Origin of the sequence: Pseudomonas sp. GM55 (genome assembly GCF_000282395.1) — a bacterium.
Taxonomy (GTDB): domain Bacteria; phylum Pseudomonadota; class Gammaproteobacteria; order Pseudomonadales; family Pseudomonadaceae; genus Aquipseudomonas; species Aquipseudomonas fluorescens_CC.
In genome coordinates, this window is record NZ_AKJJ01000115.1 from 1 (window position 1) to 11,107 (window position 11,107).

At 61.6% G+C, this 11,107-nt stretch carries 3 protein-coding genes; 2 read left to right on the forward strand and 1 reads right to left on the reverse strand.

Features of this window, described 5'->3' with window-relative positions:
* Window positions 1-143: 143 nt before the first annotated feature.
* Entirely contained in the window at window positions 144-1,709 is a 1,566-nt protein-coding gene (locus PMI31_RS25040; protein ID WP_008022047.1) for a methyl-accepting chemotaxis protein, read from the reverse strand.
* Between the two features lie 326 nt (window positions 1,710-2,035).
* Here PMI31_RS25040 and PMI31_RS25045 point away from each other — a divergent pair, with 326 nt between their 5' ends.
* Together PMI31_RS25045 and PMI31_RS25050 are read left to right on the forward strand one after the other, a co-directional pair.
* Window positions 2,036-9,598 (forward strand): type I polyketide synthase, encoded by a 7,563-nt coding sequence (locus tag PMI31_RS25045; protein ID WP_008022048.1) that lies wholly within the window; start codon window positions 2,036-2,038, stop codon window positions 9,596-9,598.
* Window positions 9,599-9,606: 8 nt separating this feature from the next.
* Window positions 9,607-10,956: an aminotransferase class I/II-fold pyridoxal phosphate-dependent enzyme gene (locus PMI31_RS25050; protein ID WP_008022050.1), complete on the forward strand. Its 1,350-nt coding sequence runs from the start codon at window positions 9,607-9,609 to the stop codon at window positions 10,954-10,956.
* The last annotated feature ends 151 nt before the right edge of the window (window positions 10,957-11,107 follow it).

Sequence of the window (11,107 nt, forward strand, 5' to 3'; positions counted from 1 at the left end):
GCGAAGGCGGCCTTGGGTCATGCAGCGGTATTGAAAACGCCTTCGCCAGCAAGCCGGCTCCTACAGGATTGGTGTCGTTCACAATGATGATGTGTGCGCGTTTTTTGTAGGAGCTGGCTTGCCAGCGAAGGCGGCCTCCCGGCTTACCGGTTAAACCGCTCCACCAGCGAATACTGGGTATTGGCTGTCTTGGTCAGCTCTTCACTCAGCAATGCCGAGTTCTGCGCCTGTTCCGAGGTCTGGTCCGCCAGCGCCGAGATGTTGCTGATGTTGCGGCTGATTTCTTCGGCCACGGCGCTTTGCTCTTCGGTCGCGGCAGCGATCTGGGTGGTCATGTCGGTAATGTTGGCCACCGCTTCGCTGATCCCCACCAGTGCCTGGTCCGCTTCCAGTACCCGCGCCACACCTTCTTCCGCCTGACGATGCCCGGCTTCCATGGTCTGCACGGCAGTGCCGGCGGTTTGCTGGAGTTTGGCGATCAGCGCATGAATCTGCCCGGTGGATTCGCTGGTGCGTTGCGCCAGTTGACGGACTTCGTCGGCGACCACCGCAAAACCACGACCCATCTCGCCAGCACGGGCCGCTTCGATGGCGGCGTTCAGGGCCAGCAGGTTGGTCTGGTCGGCGATGCCTTTGATCACGTCGACCACGCCACCGATTTCGTTGCTGTCCTTGGCCAGTTGGGTCACGGTCACGCCGGTTTCACCGACCACCACCGACAGGCGCTGGATGGCTTCGCGGGTTTCCCCGGCAATGTCACGACCACGGCCGGTCAAACGATTGGCTTCCTGGGTGGCGTCAGCGGTGCGTTGCACGTGGCTGGCGACTTCCTGGGTGGTAGCGGCCATCTGGTTGACCGCGGTGGCCACTTGCTCGGTTTCGACGCGTTGACGTTCCAGGCCGCTGGAGCTGTTGTGCGCCAGGGTATCGGACTGTCTGGCCTGATCGGTCAGGTGTTCGGCCGTGTCCTGCAGGCGCGTCAGGCAGGTCTTCAGGCGTGCTTCCTGACTGAGGATGGACATTTCCAGACGCGCCTGGGCGCCGCGACTGTCGGTGTACATCTGTGCGATCAACGGATCGGAGGTGGTCTGCTCGGCCAGGCGCAGCAAGCGCTTGAGGCCGCGCTGTTGCCACTGAAGGCCCATCAGGCCCAGCGGCACCGAGAGTCCGGCAGCCAGGGCGAACCCCCAATGGGAGTTCAGCGACGCTCCGATCATGAAGCTCAATTGGCTGACCAGAATGAACGGCAGCCAGTCCTGCAGGATCGGCAGCCATTTATCCGAGGAGGGAACGGCCGACTTGCCCTGGTTGATGCGTTGGTAGAGCGCCTCGGCGCGGCGGATCTGTTCGGCGGTGGGCTTGACCCGCACCGACTCGTAACCGATCACCTGATTGCCTTCGAAGATCGGTGTCACATAGGCGTTCACCCAGTAATGATCACCGGTCTTGCAGCGATTCTTGACAATGCCCATCCATGGCAAGCCTTGTTTCAGTGTGCCCCACATGTGCGCGAACACCGCGGCCGGCACGTCGGGGTGACGCACCAGATTGTGCGGCGCACGGATCAGCTCCTGCCGGGTAAACCCGCTGATTTCGACGAATGCGTCGTTACAGTAGGTGATCATGCCTTTGGCATCGGTGGTGGAAATCAACCGTTGCTGAGCCGGGAAGGTCCGCTCGCGTTGTGTAATGGGCTGGTTGTTACGCATGGCTTTTTCAATCCGCAAGGCTTTCAATAGTTGTCGGCTGCGTTGCGAATTTGTTGAAGAATTTTTTCAATAACCTGACATGCGTCCCAAATTCCCTGCCTGCATTGTCCGGATCAACCTGCCCGGCGGTCGAGCTTTGCGGTTTCCCTTAAGTATCCCGGCGCGTATGATTCGCCGCTATTTTGAGCGAGGCGTTACCTTCGGCCAGGTTGGGGTGGATTTATAACGCTCAACGTGTCGCCGGGTTTCCAGCATTTACATTAATGGAATTTGACCGTTGTTCAGCCTTTGGAAAAGGGGCTGGGGATAAAAAAGGGTTAGTAGCAATGCGTAAAAAAGTTGCAATCATAGGGACTTCGTTCCGTTTCCCAGGCTCCACTTCCGCAACTTTTTGGCCGCATCTGCTGGACAGACAGAGCTTTATCACCCAAGCGGATTTTTCCCGCTGGTCCAAGGACGAGTTTCTGCACCCGGACAAGGCAAACCCTGCAACGTCTTACACCTTTGCTTCCGGCTCCCTGGGCGATATTTCCACGTTCGACGCCGGCTTCTTCAATATTTCACCTCGTGAAGCGGCGGTCATGGACCCTCAGCAGCGTCTGCTCCTGGAGCTTGGCTGGGAAGTGTTCGAGAACGCCGGAGTCAAGCCGTCGACCCTGCGTGGCAGCGATTGCGGCGTTTACCTGGGGATCGCCAGCGTCGACTACGGCTATCGACTGGCGCACGACATGTCGACGATCGATGCGGCGACCGCCACGGGTAATACCTTCAGTATCGCGGCCAACCGGTTATCTTTCTTTTATGACCTGCAAGGCCCGAGCATGGCCATCGACACGGCGTGCTCATCTTCCCTGATTGCCTTTCACCAGGCTTGCCAGGCCATTTCGAACGGCGATATCGAACAGGCCATTACCGGCGGGGTAAGCCTGCATCTTCATCCTTTTGGCTTCCTGATCTTTTCCAAGGCGTCGATGTTGTCGCGCACCGGGCAATGCCATGTGTTCGATGAGTCTGCCGATGGCTATGTCCGTTCTGAAGGGGCGGGGCTGTTTTACCTTAAGGATTACGACAAGGCGATCGAGGACGGCAACCGGATCCTCGCCGTTGTCGCCGGCAGCGCGGCCAATACCGATGGGCGCAAGTCGAGTCTGACCGTCCCGAGCGCGGATGCGCAGATTGCCCTGATGAAGCAGGCCTACGCCAGTGCCGGCATCAGTGCGACTGACATCGACTACCTGGAAGCTCACGGTACGGGCACGCCAGTCGGCGACCCAATTGAAAGCCGGGCTATCGGTGAAGCCCTTGGGCAGCAGCGTCCGGCGGATCAGCCACTGCTGATCGGTTCGATCAAGAGCAACATCGGGCACCTTGAGGCAGCCTCGGGTGTCGCGGGCCTGATGAAGGCGCTGTACTGCGTGATCGAACGCAAGGTGCCGGCCACGATCGGCATCAAGAAACTCAATCCGAATATTCCGTTCGCAGACCTCAACCTCAGTGTGGTCACCGAAACCCTGGCGCTCAAGCCGAGCGGAAAACTGGTGGTCGGGGTCAACTCTTTTGGTTTCGGCGGGGCCAACGCCCACGTCATCCTGGAAAGTCCGCCGCATTCACCGCAGGCTCCGAGCCGGAAGGAGCAGGCAGTGCCGCTACTGGTTTCGGCCAAAGACAGCGCAGCCCTGGCAGCCCAGTCCGAGCAACTCGCGCAATGCTTGTCCGGGCCGGACGCGGCGAGCCTTTACGACGTGGCCTACCAGTCGATCTTTCGTCGCGAGTTGCATCCGCAACGGGTCGTGGTGTTTGGCGCACAAGCCGCACGCAGTGCGCAGGCGCTGCTGGACTTCGCCACTGAACCGGGTGTTCCCGCGTTGTCAACGGTGCTGGAAAGCGGCCGTGCCCTGGATCAGGCAAAAGGACCGGTGTTCGTTTTCTCCGGCAATGGATCGCAGTGGCAGGGCATGGGCAAGTCATTGCTGGCCGACCCGATTTTCCAGCAGACACTTGCCGAGCTGGACGTCATTTTCCAGCCGCTGTCCGGTTACTCGCTGATCGCCGAACTGGCGGGCGAGCTGGGCGATGAGCGTTATCAGTTGACTGAATTTGCGCAACCGGCGCTGTTTGCAGTGCAAGTGGGTGTCACCCGCATGCTGGCGGAAAAAGGCGTGCTGCCGGTCGCAGTCATCGGCCACAGCGTGGGCGAGGTCGCTGCTGCCTGGGCCTGTGGCGCACTGACACTCAATGACGCCACTCGTGTGATCTACCACCGCAGCCGCCTGCAAGGCTTGACCAAGGGCTGCGGCATGATGTCTGCGGTGGGAATGTCCGGTGCAGACACGGCGAGCCTTTTGCAGAGCCTCGGTCTGGACAGTGAAGTCGTGGTCGCCGGCGAGAACAGTTTCAAGGGCGCAACCGTCGCTGGCCCTGTGGCCGCGCTGGAGATCCTGGAGCAGGCGCTGACCGAACGTCAGGTATTCGTTCGTCGTCTGGGTCTCGATTATGCGTTCCACTCGCCGGCCATGGAGGTGATCGCCGAGCAGGTCATCGACGTGTTGAGCGATATCGTCCCGGGGCCCGCCGCTTTACCAATGTATTCAACCGTGACTGGCGACGTGCTGGCCGGCGAATGCCTGGACGCCGGGTACTGGTGGAAAAACATTCGTTATCCGGTGCTGTTCGAGTCGGCTAGCACGCTGCTTGCCGAACAGGGCTGCAACGTATTCGTGGAAGTCGGGCCGCACCCGATCCTGCGTGGTTATGTGGCCGATGCACTGGCCAGCCGGGAGCTGCAAGGCGTGGTGATCCCGACGCTGATGCGTGGTGAAGAAGCCCCGCAGTTGATTGATCGCACGTTGGCGAAGGTGCTGATTGCCGGTGTCGACATCAATCTGCAATGCCTGTTTCCTCACACCGGCCGTTTCGTGCAACTGCCCAATTACGCCTGGCAGCGCGAGCGTCACTGGCACGCAGACACCCCAGAGTCATCCGGCAACCTGCGCCGCGAGCGAGTCCATCCACTGTTGGGTTACCCGCTGCCCGAGCATGAGTTCACCTGGGACAATCGCCTGGATACACAGCTGTTCCCGTCGCTGGGCGATCACAAGGTCGGCGACTCGGTGTTGTTCCCGGGTGCCGGTTTTACCGAACTCGCGCTGGCCGCTGCATTGCAGTATCAACCGGGTGCGCATGTGGAAATCGAGGAGCTGGAAATTCACAGCCCGCTCGTGCTGCATGCGGATTTCAGCAAAAAAGTCCGGGTGATGATCGACAGCGCCGACGGCGCCATTTCCATCGTCTCGCGCAGCACGGCCCAGGCTGAGCCCTGGACACAGCATGTGGTTGCACGGATTCCCGGTGAAGCCCGCGGCGGATTGTTGGCCTGCAGCGCCCCGGCCTTGCCGGCGCGCGCGCCTGACTTCACCGCGGCAGGGCACCTGGCGCTGACTGGCGCGGTCGGCCTCAATTATGGCCCGGCCTATCAAGCGGTCGAGGCCGGCTGGATCGATGGCAATCAGGTACTGGCGCGGTTGACGGTCCCGGCTCCGATCGAGGCTGAACTGGCCACGCTGAACCTGCACCCGGCACTGCTGGACAGTGCGTTCCAGTTGATTACCCAGCTGTTGAGCCAGGATGCCGACGGTCGCACTGGCCTGGCCTTTATCCCGGTGAAACTGGGGCGCATCAGCTTCGCTGCCGGCAGCTTGCCGCCTTGCCTGGCTCAGGTCACGCTGGTGCGACGCTCCGCGCATTCCTTGCTGGCGGACTTCAGGTTGTACGATGCCCACGGCCGCGCGGTCATCTGCATCAAGGACGCCCGTTTCCGTGGCGTCCGGTTGCACAAGGATCGCAGTGGCGACATCAGGCTGGCGGATTTTGTCGGGGTGGCCAAACCCTGGCCTGCCCGTGAACGCGCTTTGCCATTGGCTGATTCATCCCTGGAAGCGACGCTGCGCCAGCACCTTGGTGCTATCGCCAATGATCCCGGATTGGCCCGTTATGCCGATGAAATCGACCCATTGCTCGACGGGTTGTGTGGCAGCTTTCTGTTTGAGGCCATCGAGAAACTGGGTGGAGAACTGACCCTGCAGCAGCGCTCATCCTGGGGAGCAAACAGTTTTGTTGACCACCTGCTCGAGCAGGCCCTGGAGGATGGCAACCTGGTCGCGACCGGCAATGGCGGCTGGCAGCTGGCCGATCAAGGCGAGCGGGCCAGTGCGCAAGCCATCTGGCAGGAACTGTTCCACAGTTATCCCGAGCACTTCCAGGTCATTCATTCGGTCGGCCGGATCGGCATGCACCTGCTGGAACTGCTCAGCGGCCAGGTGAAGCTTGAGCAACTGATGCCACGGGAAACCACCCCTGCGGTACTGACCCGGCAAGTCCTCGGTGCCTCGGGTCAGCAGGCGATGCTCGACGGCGTGCGCGCGCACATCGCCCAATGCCTGGGTGCTCTGCCTGACGGGCAACGCCTGCGTATTCTCGAGCTCGGCTTCGCGGGTGCGCCGCTGGCGGCAGACTTGTGTGCCGGGCTGGATTTTGACCGGGTCGACTATCAATACTCGGCAGAGAACATAGAAGCTGCGTCGATGCTCCAGGCCGAGTATCCGAGTCTGCAGATCCTGACCCTGGAAGCGTCGGAACAACTTGCCCGGGTGCCGGCGAACAGCTTTGATCTGGTCCTCGTCGCCACCGACCTGGCACCGCTGGCAACCGTCAGTCAAGGCTTGCGCCACGGCGCAGCAAGGTTGGCGGCCAAGGGCGAAGTGCTGCTGCTGGCGCAACACCCTGCACGCTGGGCGGATTTCACCTTTGGTGCCGCACCCTCCTGGTGGCTGGCCCGTCAGGGGCTGTCAGCGCTGTCGGTGCAGCAGGCCCCGGGATTCTGGCAGCAGGAACTGCGGCGTCATGGCCTTGAGGTGTCCGAGCCTCTGGAGTTCATTCCTGGCACCGCATCCGGCAGCTACCTGTTGCTGGGCGCAGAAGGTGACGCGAAGAGCCTCTCGGTTGCCACCGAATATGGGCGTCAAAACTGGTTGCTGGTGGCCGACGGCCAAGGTCCGGAAGCACCTTTCGCCCAGTCACTGGCCTCGATGTTGCGCGAGCAAGGTCAAGCGGCTGAGCTGCTTGCACCTGAATCGGCATCGGTCCTGACGCAGCAATTGCGTGACCGCCCGGTAGCGCCTCAACACATCGTAATGCTGGCCGGGCTGTTCGCACTCGAAGGGCTGGATGCCCAGGCTGACCGTTGCATGCTCGCCGCCGCCATCACCCAGGCCTGCGAGTCGGCCGGTATCGCTGCCGATTGCTGGTTGCTGACTTCAGGCGCCGCGATGCATTTGTTACCCCAACGCGCTCGTCCGGAAACGACAGTGCCAGGGATTGCCGACGCCGCGTTGTGGGGTTTCGGTCGCACCTTGGCCAACGAAGCGGTCGGCTGTCGTGTTCGTCTGCTCGACCTGGCGCCTGGCGCTGGTGTTGAGGCCTTGTTGCCAGCCCTGCTCAATGCCGATGAAGAAACCGAGCTGGCGGTCAGCGCCGCGGGTGATCGTTATGTCGCGCGGCTGCGGGTCCAGCCCGATGAGCTGCCGGATAATGTGCGGCTGAGTGCGCCGGCACAGATCAAGCTCGGTTTCGATCTGCCAGGGCAATTGCGCAACTTGCGCTGGGAAGCGCGCACGGCGCGGGCACCGGCCGACGATGAGTTGGATATCGAAGTCCAGGCCACCGGTTTGAACTTCCGCGACGTCATGTACGCGTTGGGCCTGCTGTCCGATGAAGCGATCGAAAACGGCTTTTCGGGACCGACCCTGGGCTTCGAGTTTGCCGGTGTGGTGCGCGGTAAAGGAGCATTGGTCGAGGGTGATTTCCAGCCGGGCGACCGCGTTGTCGGCTTTGGTCCATCGAGCTTCGCCAATCGCCTGGTCACCAACGCCAACGCCGTGGCGCGCATTCCCGAGGGCATGTCCTTTGAGGCGGCGGCGACCATCCCGAGTACGTTCTTCACGGTGTATTACGCCGTGCATCATTTGGCGCGGCTCGAACCGGGCGAGAAAATCCTGATTCATGGAGCCGCGGGTGGCGTCGGCATTGCTGCAATCCAGATTGCCAAATGGTGCGGCGCCGAAATCTATGCCACCGCCGGCAGTGACGAAAAGCGCGATTTCCTGCGGCTGATGGGCGTCGAGCACATCTTCGACTCGCGTTCGCTGGCGTATGCCGATGACATCCTGGCCATCACCGATGGCCGCGGCGTGGATGTAGTACTCAACTCCCTGGCGGGCGAGGCGATCAACCGCAACCTGCGGGTACTCAAGCCGTTCGGCCGCTTCCTCGAACTGGGCAAGCGCGACTTTTACCAGAACACCAAAATCGGCCTGCGCCCGTTCCGCAACAACATCAGTTATTTCGGTATCGATGCCGACCAACTCATGAGCGAGCGCCCGCAACTGACCCGTCGGCTGTTTGGCGAAATGATGGAGCTGTTCCGCGACGGCATTCTGAGCCCGTTGCCTTACCGCGCCTTCGATGCCAATGAAGTGGTCGAAGCCTTTCGTTACATGCAGCAGGCACGGCAGATCGGCAAGATTGTCGTGACGTATCGCACACCGATCCAGCGTGTTGTCGCCACCTCGGTGGTGCAGGCACCGGAGTTGGCGCTGGCGGCGAATGCCAGCTATCTGGTCACGGGCGGGCTCAGCGGTTTCGGCCTGCGCAGCGCGCAATGGCTGGTGGAGAAAGGCGCCCGTCATCTGGTTCTGCTGGGTCGACGGGGTGCTGCGACGCAAGAGGCGCAACCCTTGCTGGCGCTGTGGCGTGAGCAGGGTGTCGAGGTTCAGGCGCTGGCCTGTGACATCACCGACCACGCGCAACTGGCGTCCGCCATGGCGCGCATTGAAGCCAGCGGCCAACCGTTGCGGGGCGTGGTACATGCGGCAACCGTGTTCGATGACGGCTTGATCCGCAACTTGACCCGCGAACAACTGCAACGCGTCCTGGAGCCAAAGGCCAAGGGCGCGCAGTATCTGCACGAGTTGACCGCCCATTTGCCATTGGACTTCTTCGTGCTGTTCTCCTCGGCAACCACGCTGTTCGGTAATCCGGGGCAGGCCAACTATGTTGCCGCCAACCATTGGCTCGAAGCGCTGGCACGCCATCGCCTGGCGCTGGGGTTGCCGGCCACCAGCGTGCTCTGGGGAGCCATCGATGATGCGGGTTTCCTGGCGCGCAACCAGGATATCAAAGACGCCCTGCAAAGCCGCATGGGCGGTGCTGCCTTGCAGTCGCAAGCAGCACTGCTGACTTTGGAGCGCTTGCTGTTGCAGCGCCGTTCGGGGCTGGGCGTGCTGGAGCTGGACTGGAAAGCGTTGTCGCGCTTCCTGCCGGCGGCCGGTTCGCCCAAGTTCAATGAGCTGGCCAGGTTGCACGGCGGTGATCAGGACGACGAGGGTGATGCCGACGATATCCAGCGGCTGTTGGCCGAAATGGACGATCACGAGCTGATCGAGCTGTTCAGCGAAATGCTCAAACAGGAAATCAGCGAAATCCTGCGGTTGCCAACCAGCAAACTGGACGTCACCCGACCGCTCCAGGAGCTGGGGCTGGACTCGCTGATGAGTGTCGAGCTGGTGGTGGCGGTCGAGGAGCGATTCGGTGTTCGTCTGCCGGTCATGGAACTGAGCGAAGCGTCGAACATCGGCAAGATCACGGTTCGAATCCTTGAACTCCTGCGCGGCAATCAGGAGGGCGATGTGCAACCAGATGCCGCAAACAAACTGCAGTCTCTGGCGAGCGACACGTTCTCGCGTCACGGTGTCGACATTTCCCGCGAGGACATCGCGCAAATGAGCGATGGCCTCGGTGCGCAGGACTCCAAACTTTCACGCTTGATTAGTTGATCCGGACCATGACCCAGAAAACCTCGCCCGGGCTTGCCACTTCGATGAAGGACAAGCTGATCCAACAGGCCCTGGAGCGGCGCCTGCGCAAGCCCGGCGACGGCGCGCCAAGCCCGTCGCTGGAAAGCGTCAAAGGCGCCACGCCCGAGGAGTTCGGGCAGTTCTGCCGATTTGACCAGTTCCCCGGCTATCAGCAGTTACGCATCATGCTCGACGGCGCCGCACGTTTTGGCCTGGTCAATCCGTTCTTCAAGCTGCACGACGGGTTGGCGGGGGCCGAAACCGTCATGGGCGGCAGCCGCTACGTGAACTTCGCGAGCTATAACTACCTGGGCTACTCGGGACACCCGGCCGTCGCCGAGGCCGCCAAGGCCGCCATCGATCAGTACGGGACGTCGGTATCGGCCAGCCGTCCGGTGTCGGGCGACCGTCCGATTCATCGCGAACTGGAGCAGGAACTGGCCCGCCTCTATGAAGTGGACGACGCCATCACCTTCGTCAGTGGCCATGCGACGAACGTGACCACGATTGGTTACCTGTTCGGTCCGCGGGACCTGATCCTGCATGACGAGCTGATTCATAACAGCGTGTTGCAGGGCATACAGTTGTCCGGTGCCCGACGCCTGAGTTTTGCCCATAACGATTGGGAAGCGGTCGACCGGGTGCTGAGCGATCAGCGTCAGCATTTCGAGCGCGTGCTGGTGGTGCTCGAAGGCATCTACAGCATGGATGGCGATTTCCCGGATTTGCCTCGTTTCGTCGAGCTCCGGAAGAAACACCAGGTGTTGCTGATGGTTGATGAAGCCCATTCGCTGGGCGTCATGGGGCCGACCGGCAAAGGTATTCGTGAACATTTCGGCCTGGCCGGCAGCGATGTGGATATCTGGATGGGCACCTTGAGTAAGAGCCTGGCCAGTTGTGGGGGGTACATCGCCGGGGAGTCGGCGTTGGTGGAACACCTCAAGTTCCTGGCCCCGGGCTTTCTCTACAGCGTCGGCATGCCGGCACCTGTGGCTGCAGCCGCGCTGGCGGCCTTGCGTTGTCTGCCGGAGGATGGCGAACGCGTCGCCACCTTGCAGGCCCGTGGCCGGCAATTCCTTGAACTGGCCAGGGAAGCGGGGCTGGACACCGGAACCAGTACCGGTCTGGCGGTGGTGCCGATCATCACCGGCAGTTCGCTCAAGGCCACTCAGCTGTCCAGTCAGTTGTCCCGTCGCGGAATAAACGCCCAACCCATCCTGCATCCGGCGGTGCCTGAAAAATCGGCGCGTGTGCGCTTTTTCGTGTCGTGCCTGCATACCTCGGAGCAAATCGCCGAAACCGTCGCCATTGTTGAGCAGGAGCTGCAAAAGCTATAAGACGAGTAGCCGGAAGACCTTCGCCGGCAAGCCGGCTCCTACAAATTTGGTGGCGTCCACAAAATCATCGTGTGTACGCGTTTGTGTAGGAGCTGGCTTGCCAGCGAAGGCGGCCGTGGGTTTATGCAGCGGTATTGAAAACGCCTTCGCC

Coding starts and splice junctions, on each gene's coding strand:
- PMI31_RS25045 (WP_008022048.1), top strand. CDS start 2,036: ATGCGTAAAAAAGTTGCAATCATAGGGACTTCGTTCCGTTTCCCAGGC.
- PMI31_RS25040 (WP_008022047.1), bottom strand. CDS start 1,709: ATGCGTAACAACCAGCCCATTACACAACGCGAGCGGACCTTCCCGGCT.
- PMI31_RS25050 (WP_008022050.1), top strand. CDS start 9,607: ATGACCCAGAAAACCTCGCCCGGGCTTGCCACTTCGATGAAGGACAAG.